20 protein-coding genes are annotated in these 25163 nt (G+C 51.4%); 10 read left to right on the top strand and 10 right to left on the bottom strand.

What is annotated here, in order from left to right; all coding sequences use genetic code 11:
* Nucleotides 1–33: 33 nt before the first annotated feature.
* The 3 genes from B5F38_RS03325 (at nucleotide 34) to B5F38_RS03315 (ending at nucleotide 5485) form a co-directional block, all read left to right on the top strand.
* Nucleotides 34–789 (top strand): succinate dehydrogenase/fumarate reductase iron-sulfur subunit, encoded by a 756-nt coding sequence (locus tag B5F38_RS03325; protein WP_087407908.1) that lies wholly within the window; start codon nucleotides 34–36, stop codon nucleotides 787–789.
* 177 nt (nucleotides 790–966) lie between these two features.
* On the top strand, nucleotides 967–2352 hold the full coding sequence (locus tag B5F38_RS03320) for a hypothetical protein (protein WP_143240894.1): 1386 nt from the start codon (nucleotides 967–969) through the stop codon (nucleotides 2350–2352).
* 184 nt (nucleotides 2353–2536) lie between these two features.
* Nucleotides 2537–5485: a T9SS type A sorting domain-containing protein gene (locus B5F38_RS03315; protein WP_143240893.1), complete on the top strand. Its 2949-nt coding sequence runs from the start codon at nucleotides 2537–2539 to the stop codon at nucleotides 5483–5485.
* A 100-nt stretch (nucleotides 5486–5585) separates the two neighbouring features.
* Here B5F38_RS03315 and B5F38_RS03310 read toward each other — a convergent pair whose 3' ends face one another.
* Nucleotides 5586–6365, bottom strand: coding sequence for a radical SAM protein (locus B5F38_RS03310; RefSeq protein WP_087407905.1), 780 nt, complete (start codon nucleotides 6363–6365; stop codon nucleotides 5586–5588).
* A 437-nt stretch (nucleotides 6366–6802) separates the two neighbouring features.
* Here B5F38_RS03310 and B5F38_RS03305 point away from each other — a divergent pair, with 437 nt between their 5' ends.
* Nucleotides 6803–7405 carry a DUF4294 domain-containing protein gene (locus B5F38_RS03305; RefSeq protein WP_087407904.1) on the top strand — a complete coding sequence of 201 codons (603 nt, stop codon included), beginning with the start codon at nucleotides 6803–6805 and terminating at the stop codon, nucleotides 7403–7405.
* On the opposite strand, the gene B5F38_RS03300 is transcribed toward B5F38_RS03305, so the two are convergent.
* On the bottom strand, nucleotides 7400–7930 hold the full coding sequence (locus B5F38_RS03300; protein WP_087407903.1) for an RNA methyltransferase: 531 nt from the start codon (nucleotides 7928–7930) through the stop codon (nucleotides 7400–7402). The two genes, B5F38_RS03305 and B5F38_RS03300, sit on opposite strands and share 6 nt — an antisense overlap.
* A gap of 503 nt (nucleotides 7931–8433) precedes the next feature.
* Between B5F38_RS03300 and nadA the strand changes: the two genes are divergently transcribed.
* The 6 genes from nadA (at nucleotide 8434) to B5F38_RS03270 (ending at nucleotide 16908) form a co-directional block, all read left to right on the top strand.
* Nucleotides 8434–9426: a quinolinate synthase NadA gene (nadA, locus tag B5F38_RS03295; protein WP_087407902.1), complete on the top strand. Its 993-nt coding sequence runs from the start codon at nucleotides 8434–8436 to the stop codon at nucleotides 9424–9426.
* 45 nt (nucleotides 9427–9471) lie between these two features.
* Nucleotides 9472–12243, top strand: a complete 2772-nt coding sequence (gene leuS, locus B5F38_RS03290; RefSeq protein WP_087408043.1) for a leucine--tRNA ligase — start codon at nucleotides 9472–9474, stop codon at nucleotides 12241–12243.
* Nucleotides 12244–12347: 104 nt separating this feature from the next.
* Nucleotides 12348–13217 carry a YitT family protein gene (locus B5F38_RS03285; protein WP_087407901.1) on the top strand — a complete coding sequence of 290 codons (870 nt, stop codon included), beginning with the start codon at nucleotides 12348–12350 and terminating at the stop codon, nucleotides 13215–13217.
* A 174-nt stretch (nucleotides 13218–13391) separates the two neighbouring features.
* Nucleotides 13392–13967: a non-canonical purine NTP diphosphatase gene (locus B5F38_RS03280; RefSeq protein WP_087407900.1), complete on the top strand. Its 576-nt coding sequence runs from the start codon at nucleotides 13392–13394 to the stop codon at nucleotides 13965–13967.
* A gap of 9 nt (nucleotides 13968–13976) precedes the next feature.
* On the top strand, nucleotides 13977–16355 hold the full coding sequence (locus B5F38_RS03275; protein ID WP_087407899.1) for a two-component regulator propeller domain-containing protein: 2379 nt from the start codon (nucleotides 13977–13979) through the stop codon (nucleotides 16353–16355).
* A gap of 13 nt (nucleotides 16356–16368) precedes the next feature.
* The gene (locus B5F38_RS03270; RefSeq protein WP_087407898.1) at nucleotides 16369–16908 is read left to right on the top strand and encodes an NUDIX domain-containing protein; all 540 of its coding nucleotides are present in this window, start codon (nucleotides 16369–16371) and stop codon (nucleotides 16906–16908) included.
* On the opposite strand, the gene B5F38_RS03265 is transcribed toward B5F38_RS03270, so the two are convergent.
* The 8 genes from B5F38_RS03265 to B5F38_RS03230 all read right to left on the bottom strand — a co-directional run bounded on the left by B5F38_RS03265 (nucleotide 16905) and on the right by B5F38_RS03230 (nucleotide 25138).
* Nucleotides 16905–17375 (bottom strand): VTT domain-containing protein, encoded by a 471-nt coding sequence (locus B5F38_RS03265; protein WP_087407897.1) that lies wholly within the window; start codon nucleotides 17373–17375, stop codon nucleotides 16905–16907. The genes B5F38_RS03270 and B5F38_RS03265 overlap by 4 nt on opposite strands.
* Nucleotides 17354–18328 carry a hypothetical protein gene (locus B5F38_RS03260; RefSeq protein WP_087407896.1) on the bottom strand — a complete coding sequence of 325 codons (975 nt, stop codon included), beginning with the start codon at nucleotides 18326–18328 and terminating at the stop codon, nucleotides 17354–17356. The genes B5F38_RS03265 and B5F38_RS03260 overlap by 22 nt, the downstream gene beginning before the upstream one ends.
* 4 nt (nucleotides 18329–18332) lie before the next feature.
* Nucleotides 18333–19601 carry a phosphoribosylamine--glycine ligase gene (purD, locus tag B5F38_RS03255; RefSeq protein ID WP_087407895.1) on the bottom strand — a complete coding sequence of 423 codons (1269 nt, stop codon included), beginning with the start codon at nucleotides 19599–19601 and terminating at the stop codon, nucleotides 18333–18335.
* Between the two features lie 19 nt (nucleotides 19602–19620).
* Nucleotides 19621–21132, bottom strand: coding sequence for a THUMP domain-containing protein (locus tag B5F38_RS03250; RefSeq protein ID WP_087407894.1), 1512 nt, complete (start codon nucleotides 21130–21132; stop codon nucleotides 19621–19623).
* Between the two features lie 24 nt (nucleotides 21133–21156).
* Nucleotides 21157–22059, bottom strand: a complete 903-nt coding sequence (epsC, locus tag B5F38_RS03245; protein ID WP_087407893.1) for a serine O-acetyltransferase EpsC — start codon at nucleotides 22057–22059, stop codon at nucleotides 21157–21159.
* 149 nt (nucleotides 22060–22208) lie between these two features.
* Nucleotides 22209–22835, bottom strand: a complete 627-nt coding sequence (locus B5F38_RS03240) for a WbqC family protein (RefSeq protein ID WP_087407892.1) — start codon at nucleotides 22833–22835, stop codon at nucleotides 22209–22211.
* Nucleotides 22832–23725, bottom strand: a complete 894-nt coding sequence (gene lepB, locus B5F38_RS03235) for a signal peptidase I (RefSeq protein WP_158096833.1) — start codon at nucleotides 23723–23725, stop codon at nucleotides 22832–22834. Before lepB ends, B5F38_RS03240 begins: the two co-directional genes overlap by 4 nt.
* A 6-nt stretch (nucleotides 23726–23731) precedes the next feature.
* Nucleotides 23732–25138, bottom strand: coding sequence for a S26 family signal peptidase (locus B5F38_RS03230; RefSeq protein ID WP_087408042.1), 1407 nt, complete (start codon nucleotides 25136–25138; stop codon nucleotides 23732–23734).
* Nucleotides 25139–25163: the final 25 nt, after the last annotated feature.

The following is a 25163-nucleotide window of genomic DNA, read 5'->3' as shown; positions in this document are numbered from 1 at the left end:
CGCCGTTTAATTCCGGTATAACACGATAAAGTTATGGAAAAAACAATCAATATAACACTGAAGATTTGGCGCCAAAAAGGGCCCAAAGAAAAAGGTAGATTTGAGGAATATAAACTCAACGGTGTATCTACCGACAGCTCTTTCCTCGAAATGCTCGACTTGCTCAACGAGCAACTCATCAACGAGGGTAAAGAGCCCGTAGTTTTCGACCACGACTGCCGCGAAGGTATCTGCGGTATGTGTTCGCTCTATATCAACGGACACCCCCACGGCCCCGACACCAGCGTGACGACCTGCCAGTTGCACATGCGCAAGTTCAACGATGGCGATGTAATCACGGTTGAACCGTGGCGTTCGGCCGGATTCCCCGTAATCCGCGACTTGATGGTAGACCGTCGTGCCTTCGACAAAATACAGCAAGCCGGTGGTTATATCTCCATCAACACGGGTGGTGCTCAAGATGCCAACGCTATACCCATCTCGAAAGAGGCTGCCGACGAGGCTATGGACTCGGCTACCTGTATCGGTTGCGGTGCTTGTGTAGCTGCTTGTAAAAACGGCTCGGCCATGCTCTTCGTTTCGGCCAAAGTAAGCCAATATGCCCTGCTGCCGCAAGGCCGCGTAGAGGCTGCCGCTCGTGCCCGTGCCATGGTAGCCAAGATGGACGAACTGGGATTCGGTAACTGCACCAACACCGGTGCCTGCGCTGCCGAGTGCCCCAAGAACATCTCGCTCACCAACATCGCCCGCTTGAACCGCGAGTTCATCTGCGCCAAACTGAAAGACTAATCACCTCTTTCATACGTCAAAAAACAATCCCGGGAAGGCCTTCCCGGGATTGTTTTTTTATAGAACACCACCCCATCGCGACTCATCGCATCGAACTAGGACCGAAAATCGAGAACAAATAGAGTTTCGAGATAACGAATTATTCGTATCTTTGGACTGCGTATTTGTGTTTTGGCTATGAGACGAGGTTTTCTATTCGTCATATTCGTATTGTTATGGATAGGGTTGGGCTCGTGCAGCCGCTACCATTCCGGAAGGGCCGAATCGCTCTATCAGCAAGCCCTGGAGATGGAAGAGCTCCACATCCCCGACTCGGCCATCGTACTCTATCGTCAAGCTCTGAAACAGTTGAACGGAACCGAAAACGCCGAGTTGGAAGCGTCGATATACAACCGGCTGGGCGACCTTCTGCTCGACCACAATATCTACGAAACGGCCTGGGACACCTACACACAGGCTCTGAAAGTATCGCAAAACCTGCCCGACAAAAGCAATCTGTCGCACGCTTACCGGGGTATGGGCAAGTATCACTACCTCTACAAAGACCCCGACAGCGCTCTGTTCTACTTCGAAAAACCTCTCGCCTTCCTCGACCAGATAGCCGACCGAGAGGAACGCTCGTCGGTCTACAACAACCTGTCCAGCGCATACAAACAGCACAACGACCTGGCCCGGGCCCTGCAATGCAATGCAGCAGCGTTGTCACTGACCCGCAACAAGGTGAAACGGCTGCGCAATTATGCCGTGAGGGGACAGCTTTTTGCCTTGCAAATGCAATACGACTCGGCTCTCTTTTATCTCGAACAGGCCAGCCGTAGCGACGATATGTCGGTAAGGGCATCGGCCTACTTCAAACTGGCCGACCTACCCGACGAAGCCGGTATAGCCGACTCGTTGCGATACCGGTATCTGCAAGAGGCTTACCGACTCTCCGACTCGATCGAAAACATGGCTATAGCCCACCAGATAGATCGCCAGGAGCATATACGCATTACTACCGATCTGCAGGAACAGAGCCACACACGCCTGATTGTAGCCATAACGATATGTGTGGTAGCCTTGCTGTTGATTTCGGTAGCCGTATTCATGTTCTATCGCCGGCATCTCAAACGCCGCAACGAGCAACTCTTCGCCCATAAATGGGAGAAACAGGAGGCCCGGGCTCAGGAAAACGAGAGCCGCGAACTGCAAATGATAGAGATTATCCGCAAGGCCGGCGAACGCTGCAGCCGCGATTTCAAGGCAAGCAGCACCTATAACGAGTGGTACAAGCGAATCACCCGAGGCAAAGAGTCGCTCAGCTACGACGAACAAAAGCAGTTTCAGGAGATTGTCGTGAAAGAGTTCGACCCCTACCTGCAACAGCTCTCGAGCGTAGTACCGTTGACGGGAAACGACGCTTTTCTCTGTGCCCTTATCCAACTGGGATTCTCGACACGCGAATGCGCCGCATGCCGGGGAATCAGCAACGAAACCATCCGCTCGCAACGCACCCGACTGCGGAAAAAAATACCCCAAAACTTTTCAAAACAGGGTCTGGGCACGGTCATTTTGGGCGAATAAAATCTTTCAAAAAGTTAAATTGCAACGCTTCATTTTATAACTATTTGATTATCAAATATCATTTCCAATTAAATAGCAACACCCTGCGTATTGCTATTCTCTTATTTTTTTCTCATTTTTGTATTAAACAATTTTCATTTCGACAGATATATCCTTTGCAAAAGACCAAAATAAAGCAAATCGTATGAAAAAATTTACAAGTTTCCTATTTTCGTTGTGCCTCGTTCTGGGAGTTTCAGAGGCATGGGGTGAAATAAAAATCACCACCTCGCTCGAACTGGGCAGTGAGTTTACCTTCTACCCCTCGCCGGTAGCCTCGGACGGTAAAGTGATTGTCGACTGGGGCGACGGTGTTCAAAAAGAGTATACCGTAGACGGTATGTGGACCCGCAGCGTGAGCGACACTCAAGTGGGCGACACGATACGGATACTCTCGTCCATGCGTTCGTTCGACTGCTCCGAAGCACATGTAACTTCGCTTTCGATTGTCAACGAACCCGAGTTGACCACACTCGACTGCTACCGCAACGAGATAGAACGCACCAATCTCGATATTTCGGGTGCCCCCAACCTCGAAACCCTTAACTGCTACAACAACCCCAAACTGATGTTCCTGAACCTGTCGGAACACAAAAAACTGAGAAACCTCGACTGCCGCTACGATAAAACCGATGCGTCGAACCCCGACGACCGGGGTGGCATCACAACCATCATATTGCCCAGCGAAGGCAGTGCTCTGGAGTCGATTACGGCCTACAACAACGACCTGAGCGCCATAGACCTGTCGGGTTGCCCCAATCTCTACTCCATCAACCTGGAGGGGAATGCTCTGGCAGAGATAGACGTTACCAAACTGGCCGAACTGCAACAGCTCGACATTCGCTACAATTACATCCAGTCAATCGACCTGACCCAAAATGCCAAACTCGAAAAGCTCTTCTGCAACGACAACTATCTGACCGAACTGAATGTATTTGCCAATACCGCCCTGATGGACCTGGTATGCAGCAACAACCAGTTGACCCGGCTCGACCTGACAGGAAACAGCAAAATCACCAACCTCTCGTGCGATGGCAACCAACTGACCAAACTGAACGTGTCGAACATGTCCAACCTGCTTTCGCTCAAGTGTGGCGACAATCTGCTTACCGAAATAGACTTGAGCCAAAACACTCACCTGACAAGATTCTGGGGCCCCAACAACCTCTTTACCTACCTTGACTTTTACTATAACCAGGGCATCAATACCATCGATATTCGCAACAACAAGGGTATGACTCCCTGCAGCCTCAACTACATGTATCAGACTCTCTCGGGTCTGGAGAGTGCAAGCCCCTACCCCAACCTGCTGCTCGAAGGCAGCAATGCCGAGACCAGCGACACCTACATCGCTACCGAATCGAAATGGACAGTCGACGTTACAGGCGACGGCAGTGCTACCTGCGGCACGGTGACGGCTACAATCGTACCCTCCGAATTGGGAACCTTCACCCTCTCGCAACCCGACCTGGTAACACACGAACTGCACGCAGTCGAAAACAACCAGCTCGAATCGGGTGTACCTACCTACATCACCGCCTCGCCTGCCGAAGGTTATCAGGTGCGCTACTACGAGGTGAACGGCCAACGCATCAACAGCAATATTTTTGCTGCTTCGGAGAATGTAACCGTATCGGCCGTATTCATCCCCATCGCTGCCAACAACTACATTGCCATGGAGGTAGAGAACAACGTGCCTTTCTCGTTCGGAATAAGCGGAATTGACCCTGAAACCGAAGTTGAAATCGACTGGGGCAACGGCGAAATCGAGACCATGACCATCGACAACGAATCAATTGTGAGACTCGACGGCAACTCCAAGGGTACGACTATCCGTATCAGCGGCTTGATCGACTATTTCGATTGCTCCGAAAACAACCTGATTTCGCTCGACGTAACCCACAACGCTACGCTGGCTACCCTCGACTGCTATTGGACGGGTATTACCTCGCTCGACCTGTCGAAGAACCCCGAATTGGGCAAACTCGACTGCTCTTACAACGAAATAGGTACCCTCGACCTGTCGAAGAATACGAAACTCTTCTCGCTTACCTGCTACAACTGCGAATTGACATCCATCGACTTGTCGAACAATACCGAACTCGAAGAGGCTGTGATACGCAACAACTCGCTCTCGAGCGTGACTCTGACCAACAACACCAAACTGATGTTGCTTGACGTACAGAACAACTCGCAACTGAGCTCTATCGACGTGAGCATGCTCTCCAACCTGCAGGAACTGCAATGCAGCAACATGGGCCTGACTTCGCTCGACGTAACCCACAACACGCAACTGGTGCGACTCACCTGCTCGAACAACCAGCTTACGACCCTCGACTTGTCGAAAAATACCGAGCTCGAACGCCTCTTCTGCGACGGCAACCAACTCGAACCCATCGACCTGTCGAACAACACGAAACTGAACTACATCGAGTGCTCGGGCAACGGTATGACGGCTTGCGAGCTCAACGACCTGTTCTATCACCTGCCCGTTTGTGCCACGACTCCTACCAACGTCAACCTCTTTATCGCCGGTATCAGCAATGAAAACGAAGCCGAAACCAGCGAAACCTCCATCGCTACGAAGAAGGGTTGGAAAGTCTCTATCGATGGCGACGGCAGCGGCTGCAACGAGGCCTACATCACCATCGAACCCTCGGAGAACGGTTCACTGGAACTGCGCAACGAGAATAACGAGGTAGTAAACTCGGGCGACAAGGTGGCCAAGAACAGCACGGTTACCATCACGGCTCTCCCCGACGAAGGTTACTTGCTGAGAAACGTGAAGGTAAACGGCGTGAGCGTAAGCGGTTCGTCGTTTGTCGTGAAGATGGCTTCGGTAGTAACGGCCGAATTTGCCGACGAATCGGCTATCGACGAAACCGAGACTGCAGGGGTTAAAGTATGGAGCCTGCCCGGTATACTCCGAATCGTAGCCGACGATGCCGCCGTACAGGTATATACCACAAGCGGCAGCCTCGTATGGGAAGGCCGGGTAATCAACGAAAGAGACCTAAACCTTAACCAAGGTATCTACATAGTAAAAGTTCATAACACTCTTTCGACACAAAGTAAAAAGGTAATTGTGAAATAACACATCACCCTTTTACCTCACAAGAAAACCCGATGCAGATAAACTGCATCGGGTTTTCTTGTATTATCGACAGCCTATGTTCATATCATGTGAACAGCCATCAGGCCGATACCGAAACCTCCAGCCCCAGCTCCCTCACCCGGGCGGCTATCTGCTCCAACTCCTCGCGAGAGACCTTTTCGAGCGATTCCTCGGGGGTTTTACGGTCGATGGTATAAATCATCACCGAACGAGGCGAAATGTACTGCAGCGCCTCCAACCACGGCGAGAGCTCCTCTTCTACGGTATTGTCGATGCGCTGTCCGTTGTGCCAGCCACGCAGGAACATGGTCTGCACGATTACATTGCCCGAAAAGCGTTTCAAGTCGCATACCACACGGTTCACGTCGAAGTGGGGATCGTTGGGATTGTCGATCAGGGCCACCGTCTCGGGACGGAGCGAATCGAGTTTGAGTATGTTGTTGTCTACCCGGTTCAAGGCTCTGAATACCGATTCGGTGTGAATGCGGGTCGCATTGGAGAGCACGCTTATCTTGGCCTCGGGATAGTAGTGATCGCGCAAATAGAGCGTAGTATCTATAATCTTTTCGAACTGCGGGTGCAACGTAGGCTCGCCATTGCCGGCAAAGGTAATGACATCGAGTTTTTCGCCTGCCTCGTGCATGGCTTGTAAACGGGTTTTCAACACCTCTTCTACCTGGTCGGCCGAGGGTAACCCGCTCTTGCCCACTCCCTGGGCATTGTAGCCGCACTCACAATAGACACAGTCGAACGAGCACAACTTGCCATCGGTCGGCAACAGATTCACACCCAGCGATATGCCCAGACGACGGCTGTGCACGGGTCCGTAAATGATTTCATGAAATAACACTGTCTGCATAGCAATACTCTTTTTACTTTACAAAGGTAGAATTTATCTACTATCCAACCATAGATTTTTGTAAAATCTATATACTCCTTTTCAAGTTATACACAAGTTGTGAATAAACTATATCTATTTATATGTCAATTATATATAAGAATAATAAACAAGGATGTCAACGATTTATCAACTTATGAAAAAACAATCGGGAGACAAAAGTCTGAAAACAGCCATACCAACAGCTTATCCACGGGTTTTCAACCACCGAAATACAAAAAATACTCACGTTATAAACAATTTGTAAAATTCTATTTATTAAACTATTAACCATAAATAAACAATCATATCCACAAGATATGGACAATCTGTACACATACACTATCAACACCGGTTAATATTATAATTATTGCAAAAAAATAGTCATCGAAAAATCGAAAGATTTACATTTGTACCCGATGAAAAGAGGATGGTCCATATTGTTTCTTTTTCTCTTTCTGATGGTTCCGAGCCTTCAGGCACAGATCTTTCAGGAGGAACATCCGGCTTATAAACATTTTTATCGGGTAGTTATCGACAACGATACGGTAGCGTTGATAGGACTACGCACCTTCTATGTATTTCCCCCCGAAAAATTCAAAAACAAAAAGGAGGAGAAATTTTACTGGAAAACCGTACGCGATGTGAAAAAGACCCTACCCTATGCCAAACTCATCTACAATATCTTCATAGAGACCTATGAATATATGGAGACTCTCCCCGATGACGAGGCACGCGAGCAGCACATGAAACGTATGGAGAAAGAGGTTTTCCAACAATATAAACCGGTGTTGAAAAAGTTTACCCTGTCGCAGGGTAAGATGCTTATCAAGCTGATAAACAGAGAGTGCAACCAATCGTCCTACGAGTTGATAAAGGCTTTTCTGGGGAGCTTCAGAGCCAACTTCTGGCAATTTTTCGGCAAGATGTTCGGCGCCTCGCTCAAGACCGACTGGCAACCCGAAGGTAAAGACAAGACCATCGAGCGCATCTGCATTCTGGTAGAACAGGGTTCGCTATAACCCCAGTTGTTTGAAGAAATCCCAAATGACCAGACCGGCCGTAACCGACACGTTCAACGAATGTTTGGTACCAAATTGCGGTATCTCTATACTGCCCGTACACTTGTCGACAACCGACTGCTGTACCCCCTTTACTTCGTTGCCCAACACTACGGCATATCGTTTGTTCTTGTCCAACTCGATGTCGGTGAGGCTTATACTCCCCTCCACCTGTTCGATGGCATAGACCTCGTAACCGGCCGCCAACAACTTATCAACAACCGTGCAGGTATCTTGCTCATAAATCCAGTCTACACTATCCTCGGCCCCCAGTGCCGTCTTGTGTATGTCGGTGTGCGGCGGTGTAGCGGTGATTCCGCAAAGGTAGATGCAGGCTACCTTGAAGGCATCGGCCGTACGGAATACCGATCCGATGTTGTTGAGACTGCGCACATTGTCCAACACAACCACTAACGGTATCTTTTCGAGATGTTTAAACTCCTCTTGCGAAACCCTGTGCAGGTCGAAAATACTCTTTTTCTTCATAAAGGACTCTCTTTACAAGTGTCGACAAAGATAATACATACACCCGACAAAGACAATTTCTTTCATCCGTCCCCTACCCTGTAAACAGCGTCGTTAATAACCGTGTGTACAAGTGTGGATAAGGCGTTATAAAATGGGGACATAAAAAGCGGTACAAAATTTTGAAATCAGAAAATTACCTCTATACGACACCTCCCCGTAAAAATGCAAATAATATATGCACCAGTTGTGAGTTGAAATATCCACCTCAAAATATCTATTTATCAATCATGCAAATAGAATAAAGTTATTAACTTTGCAGTTTGTAAACAGGGCGTTGATAAGGAATTTAATAGGCTCATTATAACAGGATAATGACGTTGACAAGACACGGATAACGTAAACCCCGAAGGTTGATAAGATAAAAAGCAACTATTTTAACAAGAAGTTATCCTTACTGTCAACAGCCTATTATCATCAACAATAAGAATTTTAAATTAAAAAATAAAAAAGGAATAATATATATGTTCGATGTAAATATCTCCAAAGGTTATGTGGATATGCCTGTTCCCGAAGGCGTGGATATGGTAGCCGAGATCGAGAAAATGAAGCGTGAGAAGAATGCCGTCGTGCTGGCTCACTACTACCAGTCGGGCGATATACAGGATATTGCCGACTATGTGGGCGACTCGCTGGCGCTGGCCCAATGGGCCGCCAAGACCGATGCGTCGATACTGGTGCTTTGCGGCGTGCACTTCATGGGCGAGACAGCCAAGATACTCTGCCCCGACAAAAAGGTGCTCATCCCCGACCTGAATGCCGGTTGTTCGCTGGCCGACAGTTGCCCGGCCGATGCCTTTGCCGAGTTTGTAAAACAGCATCCCGGCTACAAGGTGATTTCGTATGTGAACACCTCGGCCGCCGTAAAGGCACACACCGACGTGGTGGTGACTTCGTCGAACGCCAAACAGATAGTAGAGAGCTTCCCGGCCGACGAGAAGATTATCTTCGGTCCCGACAAAAATCTGGGAAACTATATCAACAGCGTCACGGGTCGGAACATGTTGCTGTGGGACGGTGCCTGCCACGTGCACTCGCAATTCTCGCTCGAGAAAATCGTAGCGTTGAAAAAGGAGTATCCCGATGCCCTGCTGCTGGCCCACCCCGAATGCAAACGCGACATTCTGCTTGTGGCCGACAAGGTGGGTTCGACGGCCGCCTTGTTGCGCTTTGCTACCCAGTCGGACTGCAAACGCTTTATCGTAGCTACCGAGTCGGGTATCCTGCACGAGATGAAGAAGAGCAACCCCGGCAAGGAGTTCATTCCGGCCCCTCCCGACGATGCCAGTACCTGCGGCTGCAGCGAGTGCAACTTCATGCGGTTGAACACGATGAAGAAACTGTACAATACCCTCAAGTACGAGTTGCCCGAAATCACGGTCGACGAAGCCATAGCCCGGGAGGCCATCAAACCCATACGCCGTATGCTCGACATATCGGCTTCACTGGGAATTTAAGAGAAGAGTAACTAAAAAAATATCACCTATCACATATTGTTCATCATGGAATACAATTTCAAAGAAATAGAGAAAAAGTGGCAGAAGTACTGGAAAGAGCATCACATCTACCAGGTTACCGAAAACAAGGAGAAACCCAAATACTACGTATTGGACATGTTCCCCTATCCTTCGGGTGCAGGTCTGCACGTAGGTCACCCGCTGGGATATATTGCTTCTGACATCTATTCCCGTTACAAACGGCTGAAAGGTTTCAACGTGCTCCACCCCATGGGTTACGATGCTTATGGACTTCCGGCCGAACAGTATGCGATACAGACCGGACAACATCCGGCCATTACGACCGAGAAGAATATAAATCGCTATCGTGAGCAGTTGGACAAGATTGGTTTCTGCTACGACTGGAGCCGCGAGATTCGCACCTGCGATCCCGAGTATTACAAGTGGACCCAGTGGGCCTTCATACAGATGTTCAACAGCTACTACGACAACGACAGGCAACAGGCCCGTTCGATTGAAGAGCTGGTAAAACATTTCGAGACGAAAGGTACCGAAGGGTTGAATGCGGCCTGCAGCGAAGAGCTTTCGTTCACAGCCGACGAGTGGAAAGCCAAGAGCGAGAAGGAGCAGCAGGAGACGCTGATGAACTACCGCATTGCTTACCTGGGCGACACGATGGTAAACTGGTGTCCGAAACTGGGTACGGTGCTGGCCAACGACGAGGTGAGCGAAGGAGTATCGATACGGGGTGGCTATCCCGTAGAGCAGAAGGTGATGCGCCAATGGTGCCTCCGGGTATCGGCTTATGCCCAACGTCTGCTCGACGGACTCGACAAACTCGACTGGACCGACTCGCTGAAAGAGACGCAGAAGAACTGGATAGGCCGTTCGGAGGGTGCCGAGATGCAGTTCAAGGTAGTAGACTCGGACGTAGAGTTTACCATCTTCACGACGCGTGCCGATACGGTATTCGGGGTTACCTTCATGGTACTGGCTCCCGAAAGCGAGTATGTGCAACAGGTGGTAACTCCCGAGCAGAAAGAGGCTGTCAACAAATACCTCGAGAGCATCAAACACCGCACCGAACGCGAGCGTCTGATGGACCGCAGCGTGACGGGTGTGTTTACGGGTGCCTATGCCATCAACCCGTTGAACAACAAACATATTCCTATCTACGTGAGCGACTATGTATTGGCCGGTTACGGTACGGGTGCCATCATGGCGGTACCGGCTCACGATAGCCGCGACTACGCCTTTGCCAAGCATTTCGACCTGCCTATCATTCCCTTGATCGAGGGGTGCGACGTGTCGGAAGAGAGTTTCGATGCCAAGGAGGGCAAGATGATAAACTCGTGTGGCAACGGTCTCGACCTGAACGGCATGGAGGTAAAGGATGCCATTGCCGCTACCAAGAAATTCATTAAAGAGAAAGGCATAGGCCGTGTAAAGGTGAACTACCGTTTACGCGATGCCATCTTCAGCCGCCAGCGTTACTGGGGTGAACCCTTCCCGGTATATTACAAGGAGGGCATGCCCTATATGCTCGACGAGAGCAAGCTGCCGTTGAAACTCCCCGAGGTGGATAAGTTCCTGCCTACCGAGACGGGTGAACCCCCGCTGGGTCGAGCCAAGAACTGGGAGACCGAAGACCACTATCCGCTGGAGTTGTGCACGATGCCCGGTTTTGCCGGCTCGTCGGCCTACTATCTGCGCTATATGGACCCCCACAACGACAGGGCGCTGGTATCGAAAGAGAATAACGAGTATTGGCGCAATGTCGACCTCTACATAGGTGGTACCGAGCACGCTACGGGTCACCTTATTTACAGCCGTTTCTGGAACAAGTTCCTGTTCGACAAAGGGATGATTTGCGAGGATGAGCCTTTCAAGAAACTTATCAACCAGGGTATGATACAGGGGCGTTCCAACTTTGTATACCGTATAAAGGACACCAATACGTTCGTTACGCTCAACAAACGCAAGGAGTACGACACGACGCCCATTCACGTCGATGTAAACATCGTGAGCAACGATGTACTCGACATAGAGGCATTCAAGAAATGGCGTCCCGAGTTTGCTACGGCCGAGTTTATCTTGGAAGACGACGGCCGCTACATCTGCGGTTGGGCCGTAGAGAAGATGTCTAAGTCGATGTTCAACGTCGTCAATCCCGACGATATTGTCGAGAAATATGGAGCCGATACGTTGCGTCTGTACGAAATGTTCCTGGGCCCCATCGAGCAGAGCAAGCCGTGGGATACCAACGGCATAGACGGTGTACACCGCTTCTTGAAAAAACTGTGGAACCTTTTCTATCAGGGCGACAAGCTGGCCGTGCAGGATGCCGAGCCTACGAAAGAGGAGTTGAAATCGGTACACAAGCTCATCAAGAAGATTTCGTGGGACGTGGAGAACTTCTCGTACAACACCTCGATCAGTGCCTTTATGATTTGTGTAAACGAACTGACGGCGCTGAAATCGCGCAATAAGCAGATGCTCGAAAAGGTGATTATTCTGTTGGCACCTTTTGCCCCGCACATCAGCGAAGAGTTGTGGCACGAGCTGGGTCACGACCAGACGGTATGCGATGCCGAGTGGCCCGTGTGGAACGAAGAGTATCTGAAGGAAGATGTGGTGACGTATGCCGTCTCGTTCAACGGCAAGGCCCGTTTCAGCCTCGAGATAAAGTCCGGTACACCGCGCGAAGAGATAGAGCAGATTGTTCTCAACCACGAATCGTCGGCCCGATGGCTCGAGGGTAAGACCCCCAAGAAGATTATCGTGGTGCCCAATAAGATTGTCAATATTGTGATATAATGAAATACCTGATCCATGCTTGCCATGAGTGGTGGGCATGGATATTTTTTTGATATACAAGAATATAATAAGAAGGAGTAAACAGTTTAGAAACAAAGAGTAATATGCGATTGCCTTTTAACAGTGTATTGTATGCCGTAAAAGACTATATGGTCATCATATTCGGCTTGTTGCTGTATGCGCTGGGTTGGGTTGGATTTTTGCTGCCCAACGAAATTACTACCGGCGGTGTGACCGGTATTGCAGCCTTAATCTATTATGGAACGAAGATACCGGTATCGGTGTCGTATTTTACCATCAACGTGGTTCTGTTGTTGGCAGCTATCAAGGTATTGGGACTTAAGTTTTTTGTACGCACGATTTTCAGTGTGTTCATGTGTTCGTTCTTTCTGGGAATACTGCCCGAGTTCATACCTCACTCTCTGGTCGAGGAGCAGCCCTTCATGTCGGCCATCATCGGTGGTATTTTGTGCGGTTTGGGAGTAGGTCTGGTATTTGTATCGAACGGCAGTACGGGCGGAACCGATATTATCGCCGCCATCGTCAACAAGTACAAAAACATCTCGTTTGCCAAGATGATGATGTATATCGACTTCCTGATCATTGCCAGCTCGTACGTGCTGTTCCACAGCATAGAGAAGATGATTTTCGGTTATGTGGTGATGGGTGTGATGAGCTACACGATGGATATGGTTATCAACGGCAAGCGCCAGTCGGTACAGATACTGATTTTGTCGGACAAGTACGAAGAGATAGCTACGCATGTCAACCAGGATATACATCGGGGTGTAACCGTGCTTGATGGCATGGGATGGTACTCCAAACAGCCCAAGAAGGTGCTGATGATTCTGGCCAAACGTAACGAGTCGGTGAAGATATTCCGGTTGATCAAGTCGATAGACCCCAAGGCCTTCATTTCGCAATCGAATGTCGTAGGTGTTTACGGCGAGGGATTCGACAAGATAAAGACTTGATTCAGGAAATATACAACATATCGGGAAAACAGGGAGAGACAGATATTCTCCCAACCGATAGGTATCTAAAATAAAAAGAGATATTTATCGTTATAGATAAACAGAGGAGGGCAGTTGAATTTTTCGAAGCAGAAATTTGGCTGCATTCTTATTTTTACAAAAAAGGTTTTGATTATGAAACTGGTTTTTGCCACGAATAATAAACACAAGTTGGAAGAAATCTCGGCTATTGTCGGTGATAAGATAGAGATTCTCAGCTTGAACGACATAGGCTGTCACGACGACATACCCGAAACAGCCGATACGTTTGAAGGAAACGCCTTGCAAAAGGCCCGTTATGTGAAGGAGAAATATGGTTACGACTGCTTTGCCGACGATACCGGTTTGCAGGTAGTAGCACTCAACGGCGAGCCCGGTGTATACTCGGCCCGGTATGCCGGCGAGCCTGCCGACTCGGAGAAAAATATAGACAAACTGCTGGCCAATCTGGAAAACCGGATGGATAGAAGAGCCAGTTTCATTACCTGCATAGCCTTGATTCTGGGGGGTGAGGAACATCTGTTCTATGGCGAGATAGATGGAAGTATCATCGACGAACGCAGGGGTTCGTCGGGGTTTGGATACGATTCGGTATTTGTACCCGAAGGTCATGACGAAACCTTTGCCCAGATGGGTGAAGAACAGAAAAACAAGATTAGTCATCGGGCTCGGGCCGTGAAGAGGTTGTCGGAATTTTTGAATACATTATAATCGTTTGATATGTCAAGGAGAATATCGGCTTTAATAGGTTTCATCGTATTGTCGTTTGCGTTTTTGACGCGGGCGCAGTTGGCCGTAGGCAATTGGCAAATCTACTCGTCGATGGGCGATCCCGTGAAGGTGATAGATACCGGCGACCGGGTCTATTACGTGTCGGGCATTTCGCTCTTCTGTTTCGACAAGGAGACCGAGGAGATAGAGTCCTACAACAAGAACAACCTGTTGAACGATATAGATGTGGCAAATATCTATTACAACTACGATAAGAACTATCTGGTGGTGGTATATGCCAACTCGAATATCGATATTCTCTACGACAACGGCAAGGTGTACAATATTCCCGATATCAAGAATGCCATTATGACCTCGTCGAAGGCTGTCAACGACGTAAAGTTTTACGGCAACCGCATCTATCTGGCCACCGACTTCGGTATCGTTGTACTCAACGACGAGAAGTATGAGGTGAGCGAGTCGTACAACTACGGGGAGAAGATAAATCTGATAGAAGTATGTGACAAATACTGGTTTATCGCTTATGACGCCGGCATCTTTTACCTGGATAAGGATAGTGTGCTTAAGTACAATTTGACTCAATGGAACACTCTTTATGCGTCAACAGTAGAGACATCGGCCATGATGCAGATGAATGATGAGTATTTGCTTTTCATTCAAAATGGAACAATTTATACCTACAAAATATCAGATTTGACGACTCTCTTACATACATTGTCGATAGGTGCTAAATATTTACAAAAATATTATGAGACCTGTATGGTATCCAATGATAGCTATGTATTTTTTGTAAGTACGAGCAATTTGGATAACGGCATTCAATATGATCAATCCTATATTTTTTATGATAAGTCAAAGTATCTGACCGATGTAGTGACCTCTTCGTATGAAAAGGATAAGTCGATATGGGCCTTGGGTGAATATGGATTGTGCCACTTCAAGATGGAAAATGACCAGGTGACCATGTTGAAAGAGCCTTTTATGCCCAATGTGTCGAATGTAGCCGATCCCTGGAACCTGGTTATAAACGACAACAAGTTGTATGTGAGCAACTCGGGGCCTCGTCGGGGAACCGAAGACCAGTATGCGAAGACTCGCATGAGCGTGTTGGATCAAAACAATTGGACCGCCATCGATTTTGGTGAATTACCACTGGTCAATGACAAGCATGCCGCTACGTTATACTCGAGCTACAACATGGCATTCGATCCCGATGATCCCAATACTTTCTACATAGGTACCTGGTTCGAGGGCATATACAAGTTTACGAACTTCGAGTGTGTAGGCCATTATACGACCGAAAACTCTCCGTTTACGAAGTATATGGATTGGGCATTGAGTGTGCCTGTGGTAACCTTTGACAAGGAGGGTAACTTGTGGGTGGCTCATACCGGCGATGTAGGTGTGTGCATGCTGCCCAAATCGAAACTGTCAATCAGTACCGACCAACTCAAGGTGAGTGATTGGTATCAGTTCAAGTATTCCGATATTGTGAATAACAAATATGCCAAGTTGCTTATACCCGAGCAGTCTACTCCCAAGTGGGTTATCTATGGCGATTGGCCGGGTTGGGTTTTTGCTTTCGACGATAAGGGTACCTACAATACAACAGCCGATGACCGGACTCGAAAGTTGGTTTCGTTTATCGACCAGGACAACAAGACCTTTACCCCCAACTACTACAATTGCATTGCCGAGGATCATAACGGCCAGATTTGGATAGGGACTTCGTCGGGACCTATCGTCATTACGAATCCCGACAATGTCTTTAGCGACAGTTTTCGTTGTACCCGCATCAAGATAGCCCGTAACGACGGTACCGACAATGCCGACTATCTGTTGCAGAATATCAACATTACCGATATTTTCGTCGACGGTGCCAACCGCAAGTGGATAGGTACCCGCGAGTCGGGGCTCTATGTGGTGAGTGCCGATGGGTCGGAGGTGCTCGAGCACTTTACAACCGAGAACAGCAAGCTGCCGTCGGACTTTGTGACCGAGGTAGTGGTCGACCCGGTGACCGGTATCGCCTATGTGGGGACGACCAGCGGTCTGGCCGCCTATCGTTCCGATGCCGTACAGGGCAACGAAGATTACAGCAGTGTCTATGCTTTTCCCAACCCGGTACGGCCCGATTACGAGGGGTGGATTTCGGTAACGGGATTGATGGACAACAGTCTGGTGAAGATAACCGACACGGCCGGAAACCTCTTTTTCCAAGGGTATTCCAACGGTGGACAAATTTCGTGGGACGGTCGCGACCGCAACGGCAAGCGGGTGAAAACCGGCGTCTATCTGGTCTTTGCCTCGTCGAGTGCGAGCGGCAGTCAGTCGGGAGTGGTTACCAAAATATTGGTTGTCAACTAAACAAAGAGAGATTATGCACCCGCTTCATCTGTTTCAATATTGTCCCCGGTGCGGTTCGCACCGGTTTGTAGAGAACAACGCTTCGTCGAAGCGTTGCGAAGATTGCGGCTTTGTCTACTACATCAATCCCAAAGCGGCAGTTGCAGCCTTTGTGATGGACAATCGGTCGCGGCTGTTGGTTTGCCGTCGGGCCTTTGAGCCGTCGAAGGGGATGCTTGATTTGCCGGGTGGATTTACCGAGTGCGGCGAGACGGTCGAGGAGGCTGTGGCCCGGGAGCTTTCGGAGGAGATAGGGTGGCACCCCGACCAGATGCGTTACATGTACTCTTTTCCCAACATTTACCGTTATTCGGGTTTCGACGTGCATACGATGGATCTCTTCTTTCTGTGCAAATACAAGGGCGATTCGGGGGCACTGGCCGCACACGACGATGTGGAGTCGTGTTTCTGGCTTTCGCGCGACGAGATTCACCCCGACCGATTTGCCTTCCAGTCGGTACGCCGGGCCATCACGCTCTTATTGAACGACGACGCCTGTTGGCAAGTCGATTAAAACAGATTGGGAAACCACTCTTTCAAGTAGTTTACCCCGATAATCACGAGGTAGTAACGCGAAAATTTGCCGGCCATCATCGAGAGCAGGGTGCCTATGGGGTTGGCCCGCATCAGTCCGAGGGCCACAATCATGATGTCGCCTATGACCGGTATAAAGACAAAGAACCCGAATAGCGAACCTTTGCCCTGGAGGAAATGTTGCATCTTGGCCAGTTTCTCTTCAGGCATCTTCAGGTAGGTGTGTATCCACTCGGTTTTTCCCAGGTAGCCTATGTAGTAGCAAGTGACTCCGCCCAACCAATTGCCCAGCGTGGCCGAAATGACACATCCCCACGGGTCGTATCCGGCGACCAGCAGGACTCCCAGAACCACTTCGGAACTGAATGGTATGATGCTGCCGGCCAGGAAGGCGGCAATAAAGAGTCCTAAATATCCCCATTCGCTTAGGCTGGCAATAAATTCCATATAAACAGAGCTATGTAAAGGGTGAGTATAAGGTAAAACAGAATTACGCCCGGTTTGCGGTTGCCGTTGTTGGTAAAGAAGAAGGCCGCCTGCATGGAGACTGCCGCATTGAGCACGGGCAGATAATAGGCGTAATGCGTGTAATCGAGTATGAGCAGGAGTGCCGTATAAACCGAAAGCAGGTTTACAAAGCCATTATAGGCCCGTATTTGGCGTTTCTCGTTGAAAGAGGTATAGAGCATGGTCGTACCTGAGAAAAGTCCCAGAAGAGCCGTTAAAACGATAATCCAGAATTGCGGATGGTCATAAGGCAGACTTGCGGGCAGGGTAGGGGTAAAGTCGGGCAGCAGCAACGTCAGTTGCGAGAAGGGTATCAGGTCTATGCCCACAATAAACCAGAAGGGGGTGATGAACCCGATGAGGGCTCCCGACAGCGACTTTACCGACAGGTATCTGATTTGCGAAAAACCTATGAGAAAGAGTGGTACAAAGTAGGCGAACCGGGTACAGAAGAGGGTACCCAATGCCAGGGCTCCGAAGATGAGAAAAGCGGGTTGTGCTCTGTCGGATTGGTAGGATTGGAAAAAGAGAACGAGCAGCAAGAGCAATATCACGGTCGTGACCGTTCCGTCGCCCAACAGGGAGAGGGCGGGGGAGGCGAGCTCGAGCAACAGGAAGAAGAGAAAGGGCAGCAGGGTATGCTTCTGAATAAGGGAGAAGCGGTTGTTGATACGCAGCAGCAAGACTCCGCACAACAGGACGAGCAGGCAGTTTACGACCCGGTTGAGCAGCGCAGGGGCAAGCCATTGTCCGGCTCCGGGCCAGAGCAATCCGCCGTGCGATTCGACCATCGGTAGTGTAGTCAACCGCCCGGTAAGATAAACACCGGTCAGGTAGAGGATAATCCACCAGACCGATGTGTATTTACCGCTTATGAATAGCTTCAGATTCATGATTTCAGAGGTCTGCTCCTATGTCGGAACGGAAATATTTCCCTTCGAAGGAGACCGCTTGGGCACTCTTGAACGAGTTGGCGAGAGCCTCCTCCTTGGTAGCCCCGTAAGAGCTGAGGGCGATGACACGTCCGCCGTTGGTTACAATCTTGCCCTCTTTGAAGGCTGTACCGGCATGGAAGGGGATACTGTCGGTCACCCGGTCGAGACCCGTAATCTCCTTGCCTTTCTCGTAGTGTCCGGGATAGCCGCCCGATACCAGCATGACAGTAACGGCACAGCGAGGATCCTCGACGAGCTCCCGGTCGCACAGATTGCCCTGAGCCACCCCTTCGAGCAGGTCTACCAGGTCGGACTGGATGCGCAGCATCACCACTTCGGTTTCGGGGTCGCCCATACGCACGTTGTACTCGATGACCATGGGTTCGCCGCCTACGTTGATGAGGCCCAGGAAGATGAAACCCTTGTAGGTGATTTTCTCCTCTTTCAGCCCCTCGATGGTGGGTTTCACGATGCGCTCTTCGACCTTTTTCATAAAGTCGGCATTGGCAAAAGGTACGGGCGAAACGGCACCCATACCGCCGGTGTTGAGGCCGGTATCGCCTTCGCCTATGCGTTTGTAGTCTTTGGCTACGGGCAGTATGCGGTAGTCGTTGCCGTCGGTGAGTACGAATACCGAGCACTCGATACCCGAGAGAAACTCTTCGATAACCACGGTTTTGCTGGCACTGCCAAACATCCCGTCGAGCATCTGTTTCAGTTCCTCCTTGGCCTCTTGCAGGTTGTCGATGATGAGCACGCCCTTACCGGCTGCCAGACCGTCGGCCTTGAGTACGTAGGGGGCCTTGAGCGTCTCGAGGAAAGCGTATGCAGCTTCGATGTTTTCGCTCGTGAAGCTCTGATAGCGGGCGGTAGGGATGTGGTGGCGCATCATGAAGCCCTTGGCAAACTCCTTGCTGCCCTCGAGGCGGGCACCCTCTTTCGACGGGCCGATGACGGGGATATGTTTCAGTTCGTCGTGTGCGACGAAATAGTCGTATATACCTTTTACCAACGGGTCTTCGGGGCCTACCACCACCATATCGATGTGGTTTTCCACGGCAAAACGGCCGAGGGCGTCGAAGTCGGTGGCCGATATTTCTACGTTGGTGCCGATAGCGGCGGTCCCGGCATTACCGGGAGCGATGAAGAGGCGGTCGGTTTTGGGACTCTGTTTCAGTTTCCAGGCCAAGGCGCATTCGCGGCCGCCCGAACCTAAGAGCAATATGTTCATGATAGTCGTTATTTAGGGTTTATTTTGAGGTGTCGGTTTCGTCGGTGCGAGGTTTCGTATCCTCGTCGTTGGGTTTGATCGAGGGGCGCTTGAAGGTGACGAATTTCTGGAAAGCCTCGTCGCCGTGCAGCCGCTTGGGTCGTTCGCCTTCGGGTTTGAACCGGTCGCGGTCGCGATGCTCGAAGGGTTTCCCTTGGGGGCGTGCCGGGCGGAAGGGACGTTCCGGACGTTCGCCTCGCTCACCGCGTTCAAATCGTTCGCTTCGTTCGGGGCGTTCGTCGCGGTGGCCGTAGCTCTTTCGCCGGCCGAAGGTCGACTGGTCGCGCGGCCCCGAGCGGCGGGGCGAGTCGTGGCGCTTGTCGAGGTTGTGACCTTCGCCTTTGAACTCCTTGTAGCGGCCGTCGAAAATCTCGTATTTGCGGTATTCGCATTCGAGGGCCCCGTTCATCAGCTCTATCTTCACCGAAGGTTTCAGACCGATGCGGTCGAAACACTCTTTGTGGTAGCTGATAATCCAGGCATCGTACCCCTTGAATACATGTTTCAGCCGGTTGCCTATCGACTCGTAGAGACCCAGCAGGTCGCTCGACGAGATGCGCTCGCCGTAGGGCGGGTTGGTGATGAGGATTCCCTCGGGCGACGGGGCTGTTTCGTACCGTTGTATAGACATGATTTTGAGGTCGATGTATTTGGCTACGCCGGCACTTTTTATGTTTTGGGTAGCGATGTCGATGGCCCGCGGCGAGATGTCGCTGCCGTATATGCGGTGGGTAAATTCGCGTTCGTGGCTGTCGTCGTTGTAGAGCGATTCGAAGAGTTCTTCGTCGAAATCTTTCCACCGCTCAAAGGCGAAGTTCTTGCGGAAGATGCCGGGATAGGTGTTGGTGGCGATGAGGGCGGCTTCGATGAGGATGGTACCCGAGCCGCACATGGGGTCGATGAGGTCTTTCTCGCCGTGCCAACCGGTCTTGAGAATCATGCCGGCAGCCAGTACCTCGTTGATGGGAGCCTCGGTTTGTCCCACGCGGTAACCACGCTTGTGGAGCGACTCGCCCGAACTGTCGAGCGAGAGGGTGCAGCTCATGTGCGAGATGTGCAGGTTGAGCACCACCTCGGCCCCGTTGAGGCGTACCGAGGGGCGTTTGCCGTTCTTCTCCATGAAGTAGTCGGCAATGGCATCTTTGGCGCGGTAGGTGACGAATTTGGAGTGTCTGAAACTGTCGGAGTTGGTGACGGAGTCGATCGAGAAGGTGGTCTCGGGCGAGAGCAGTGTCTCCCAGGGGAAAGCCTTCATCTTTTCGTAGACTTCGTCGGGGTCCGAGGCTTCGAACTTATAGATGGGTTTGAGTATTCTCAGAGCCGTGCGGCAGGCCAGATTGGCTTTGTAGAGCAGGGTTTTGTCTCCTGTGAAAGAGACCATTCTCCGGCCCGTTTCCACGTTTTCGCCGCCGAGCTGTCTGATCTCTTCGGCCAGGACATCTTCGAGCCCCTGGAAAGTTTTTGCTACGATTTCAAATTTTTCGGTATTCACGACGCGTGTATATTGTTTGGTTTTTTACTGTTTTGCTTTGGCCTGTACGAGGCGTTCGCCGGGGGCCACATTCTCGGTCACCCAGATGTTACCGCCTATGACAGCCCCCTTGCCGATGGTGATTCGGCCCAGAATGGTGGCGTTGGAGTAGATGATTACATCGTCTTCGATGATGGGGTGGCGGGCGATTCCCTTGATGGGATTGTTGTTCTCGTCGAGCGGGAAGCTGCGGGCACCCAGCGTGACACCCTGGTAGAGTTTCACCCGGTTGCCGATAATCGAGGTGGCTCCGATGACGACACCCGTGCCGTGGTCGATGGCAAAGTATTCGCCTATGGTGGCGGCGGGGTGTATGTCGATACCCGTCTCGGAGTGAGCCATCTCGGTGATGATGCGGGGTATGAGGGGGACTCCCAGTTCGAGCAGTTTGTGGGCGATGCGATAGTTGGCGATGGCCCGTATGGCCGGGTAGCAGAGGATGACCTCGGCCTTGCTCTGTGCGGCCGGGTCGCCGTTGTACATGGCGGTGACGTCGGTCGAGAGTATGCGCCGCATCTCGGGCAGATAGGATATGAAGTTGACCGCCTTCTGTTCGGCTACCCCTTCGAGTTGTTTCGGGTCGTAATGGATAAGGGGGTCGTCGGTCACAAACAGGAGTCCGGCCGAGATTTGACTCACCAGCAGGTCGAACAGTTTTTCGGTGTTGATTCCGGTGTGGTAGAGCAGGTTTTTGTCGCTCACATCGGGCGAACCGTAGAAACCGGGGAAGATGAGCGAGCGACAGAGCGCGATGATTTCTTGCAGTTGTTGTCCCGAGGGGAGCATCTCTCCCTTGCAACTCTGGTGGTGCAACTCTTCGAGCGAAAGGAAATCGGACAGTTTCTTGACCGTCTCTTTCAGATTTTCGGCATATTTATAGCTGCTCATGTACAATGTTAACTATTTGATGGAGCCAAGATAGCGCTGTCGGCAGATTGAGGTTCGCACAAGAATATCGCACTGGAGAGCAGCCTATTTTGTATTTGGGAGCAAAGATAAGAAATATAGCCGATAAAGAACTCTTAAAGGGGCAATTCTTATGATTCTTTGAGGATAAGAATCGACTCGGGTCCCATATTCATCAAGAGGTCGAGTATGCTCAGGTCGGGCAGGAAACCATATTTGGGGGCAAACACCTGGTAGTAGGGTTTGAGGTGCATCGAGGGGATAGTCTCGGCAATATTTCGTTTGGGGTGTATGGCTTCGCGCAGGTCTGCTTCGCCAGGGGCGGGTTGGGCATACTGGTCGGTGTATTCAACGTGCGGTTCCAAGCCGATGAGTTCGCAGAGGGTCTGTCGGATGGCTTCGTTGAAGTCGAGCAGAAAGGTGTATCGCTTCTCGAAGAAGGGGCGAATATCGTCCTGGTAATACTCGAAGAAGGGCGACGAGCCGTAGGCCGAGGCGATGGCGTTCCAGTGCAGGTGACGCCACTCCCCGTGGTCGGAGATGCGGATGTCGCGGGTGGGGCACTTGAGGGTATCGGGCTTGACTACCGGCACCGAGAGCGACAGCATACCGTTGGCACCGGCTATGTGGCATCGGTTGCGGTAGGTCTGCTTGGTGTAGTTGCACCACTGTTCAATCACGATGCGGTCGTAGGCAAGCAGGGCCATGTAGTACGACACCGGGGCAAAGTAGGCGGTAGAGAGGTAGGCGGTGGTCATAGCGGTCGGGTGAAGAAACGGTCGGTACGGAACGATTGCCAGAAGGGCTTTTCGGGGTCGCGCGAGTAGCCTATCCACAGCCCTTTGCCCATGAGCAGGGAGTGGGGCAGGGGGCCGAAGGTGCGCGAGTCGGCCATGCCGGCGCGGTTGTCGCCGATGACCCAATAGTAGTCTTGCGAGAGCCGGCACTGGGTGACAATCCGGTCGCCGTGGTAGATTTTGCCCTCTCGACAGGTCACGGGACAGTTTTCGTATTGGGTGAGGAGGTAGGCCAGCATCTCGGCATTCTGCGGGGTGACTCGTATGTTTTTCCCTTTTCGGGGGAGTGTGATTTCGTAGCTGTCGCGGTTGAGGAATACGGGATAGAGCAGCGAATCGGGCGCAAGCTGCTTGCGTACCTTGTCGTAGTCGTAGCGCGAGAGGAAGAGCAGCCGGTCACTGCCCACCTTTCCCTGCTCGACAAATTGCGCCTTGTTTTGGCGCAAGGTGCGGTTCACGTCGTTGCGCATCGAGTCGGGCGAGAGGTAAGCCTCGAGAATGAGCGGGGGTTGGGCTACCGCCTTACGGTTGATAAACAGGAGGTTGCCGGTGCTGCGAATGGTGTCGCCGGGCAGACCTATGCAGCGGGCCATGGCCACCTCGTCACTGGCACTCTGCGGCTGGTGTAGCGAGGGCAGTGTGAAGACCAGCAGGTCGCGGCGCGCAGGGGTGCGATGGCCCCAGCGGAACGACCACTTGTCGACCCACAGGCGGTCACCCGGCAAGAGGCTGTTCTCCATCTGGCCGGGCGGTACGCGGTAGGGTTCGACCACGAAAAAGCGGACAGACCATACAATCGCGATAATGACAATTACCGTGACCAGAATCGTGCGTATAGTCTCTCGTTTCATCATCTGTTAGTTGACCAGGCTGTCGACCGACCGGAACATGCGGTTGAAGCGAATCTTACCGTCGAAGAGTCCTTTGTCCTTGTCGAGCGAGAGGAATACAAACATGGGTTTGCCCACGATGTGGTCTTCGGGTACGAAGCCCCAGTAGCGGCTGTCGGCCGACTTGTCGCGGTTGTCGCCCAGCATCATGTAGTAGTCCATCTTGAAGGTGTAGGAGTCGGTCTCCTGCCCGTTGATATAGATTTTGCCATCCTTCACTTGCAGGTCGTTGTGCTCGTAGGCGGTGATGGGTCGCTCGTAGATGGGCAGGTTTTCGAGGGTGAGCTTGAGGGTGGCTCCCTTCTTGGGAATCCACACGGGGCCGTAGTCCGAGCGGGTCCAGGTGTTCGAGGTCACCAGCGGGTAGGTCTGTCCGCCCAGGAATCCGGGTTCTTCGACTATCTGCTCGATAGAGGGGTCCTTGCGCATCTGGGCAATCATGGCCTGCGTGAGGGGGAGTTCATAGACGGGGTTCATGCTGCCGTCGGGGTTGGGGGTGATGCCCCAACTGGCCAGGTTTTTGCGGGCGTTTTCACTCGAGATGTCGAGGGGGATGCGGTCGTCGACACTGATGCCCCACTTCTCGAAATCGCTGTTGGCCAGGTAGCGGCCGTTGGTTTTCACCAGGTAGTTGAGCTGCATGTGTTTGGGGCGCGGCTGCTTGACGCCGTCGATGTAGATGTCGTTCTTCACGATGCTGAAGGTATCGCCGGGCAATCCCACGCAGCGCTTCACATAGTTCTCGCGACGGTCTACGGGACGGTAGATGATGTCGCCATAGAGTGCCTTGTTGCGGTTCACCGCTTCGCGTCCGTCGTAGAAACAGAGGGTGTAGTAGTCGGGGTTGGGCTGTTTGGTAGCCACGGTATCGCCGGCCGGGAAGTTGAAGACCACGATGTCGTTGCGCTCTACCTTACCGAAACCCTTGAGCCGGTGGTAGTCCCACTGGGGCCACTCGATATACGATTTCGTATTGAGTATGGGCAGGGTGTGCTGGGCCAAGGGGAAGTGTAGCGGGGTGTTGGGTACCCGCGGACCGTAGCTCATCTTGCTCACCAGCAGATAGTCGCCCACCAGCATCGACTTCTCGAGCGACGAGGAGGGTATCTGGTAGTTCTGGAAGATGAAGATGAAGATGAAGTAGACCAGCACCAGGGCGTAGACAATGGCATCGACCCACTCCATGACGGTGCGCACGGCGCGGTTTTTGCTCGTCTTCCACCAGCCCCAGGGGATATACTGGGTGAGGTAGATGTCGATGAGGAGCAGGAGGCCGAACAGCACGTAGTAGTTGTTGAGCCAGATGGTCCAGCCGATGTAGATGAGGGCTACGATCGAGAATCGTATCCAGCGGGTCTTTTTGACCCGTTTCAGCCGTTCGGCGAGGCTGTATTTCGAA

The organism is Barnesiella sp. An22 (assembly GCF_002159975.1).
Taxonomy (GTDB): domain Bacteria; phylum Bacteroidota; class Bacteroidia; order Bacteroidales; family Barnesiellaceae; genus Barnesiella; species Barnesiella merdigallinarum.
Note: the sequence above shows the minus strand (reverse complement) of the source record. Positions and strands in the feature narration are given on the sequence as shown.

What these genes read in the sequence shown, in the direction of transcription:
- B5F38_RS03325 (WP_087407908.1), top strand. Translation starts at nt 34, where the DNA reads ATGGAAAAAACAATCAATATAACACTGAAGATTTGGCGCCAAAAAGGG.
- B5F38_RS03320 (WP_143240894.1), top strand. Translation starts at nt 967, where the DNA reads ATGAGACGAGGTTTTCTATTCGTCATATTCGTATTGTTATGGATAGGG.
- B5F38_RS03315 (WP_143240893.1), top strand. Translation starts at nt 2,537, where the DNA reads ATGAAAAAATTTACAAGTTTCCTATTTTCGTTGTGCCTCGTTCTGGGA.
- B5F38_RS03310 (WP_087407905.1), bottom strand. Translation starts at nt 6,365, where the DNA reads ATGCAGACAGTGTTATTTCATGAAATCATTTACGGACCCGTGCACAGC.
- B5F38_RS03305 (WP_087407904.1), top strand. Translation starts at nt 6,803, where the DNA reads ATGAAAAGAGGATGGTCCATATTGTTTCTTTTTCTCTTTCTGATGGTT.
- B5F38_RS03300 (WP_087407903.1), bottom strand. Translation starts at nt 7,930, where the DNA reads ATGAAGAAAAAGAGTATTTTCGACCTGCACAGGGTTTCGCAAGAGGAG.
- nadA (WP_087407902.1), top strand. Translation starts at nt 8,434, where the DNA reads ATGTTCGATGTAAATATCTCCAAAGGTTATGTGGATATGCCTGTTCCC.
- leuS (WP_087408043.1), top strand. Translation starts at nt 9,472, where the DNA reads ATGGAATACAATTTCAAAGAAATAGAGAAAAAGTGGCAGAAGTACTGG.
- B5F38_RS03285 (WP_087407901.1), top strand. Translation starts at nt 12,348, where the DNA reads ATGCGATTGCCTTTTAACAGTGTATTGTATGCCGTAAAAGACTATATG.
- B5F38_RS03280 (WP_087407900.1), top strand. Translation starts at nt 13,392, where the DNA reads ATGAAACTGGTTTTTGCCACGAATAATAAACACAAGTTGGAAGAAATC.
- B5F38_RS03275 (WP_087407899.1), top strand. Translation starts at nt 13,977, where the DNA reads ATGTCAAGGAGAATATCGGCTTTAATAGGTTTCATCGTATTGTCGTTT.
- B5F38_RS03270 (WP_087407898.1), top strand. Translation starts at nt 16,369, where the DNA reads ATGCACCCGCTTCATCTGTTTCAATATTGTCCCCGGTGCGGTTCGCAC.
- B5F38_RS03265 (WP_087407897.1), bottom strand. Translation starts at nt 17,375, where the DNA reads ATGGAATTTATTGCCAGCCTAAGCGAATGGGGATATTTAGGACTCTTT.
- B5F38_RS03260 (WP_087407896.1), bottom strand. Translation starts at nt 18,328, where the DNA reads ATGAATCTGAAGCTATTCATAAGCGGTAAATACACATCGGTCTGGTGG.
- purD (WP_087407895.1), bottom strand. Translation starts at nt 19,601, where the DNA reads ATGAACATATTGCTCTTAGGTTCGGGCGGCCGCGAATGCGCCTTGGCC.
- epsC (WP_087407893.1), bottom strand. Translation starts at nt 22,059, where the DNA reads ATGAGCAGCTATAAATATGCCGAAAATCTGAAAGAGACGGTCAAGAAA.
- B5F38_RS03240 (WP_087407892.1), bottom strand. Translation starts at nt 22,835, where the DNA reads ATGACCACCGCCTACCTCTCTACCGCCTACTTTGCCCCGGTGTCGTAC.
- lepB (WP_158096833.1), bottom strand. Translation starts at nt 23,725, where the DNA reads ATGAAACGAGAGACTATACGCACGATTCTGGTCACGGTAATTGTCATT.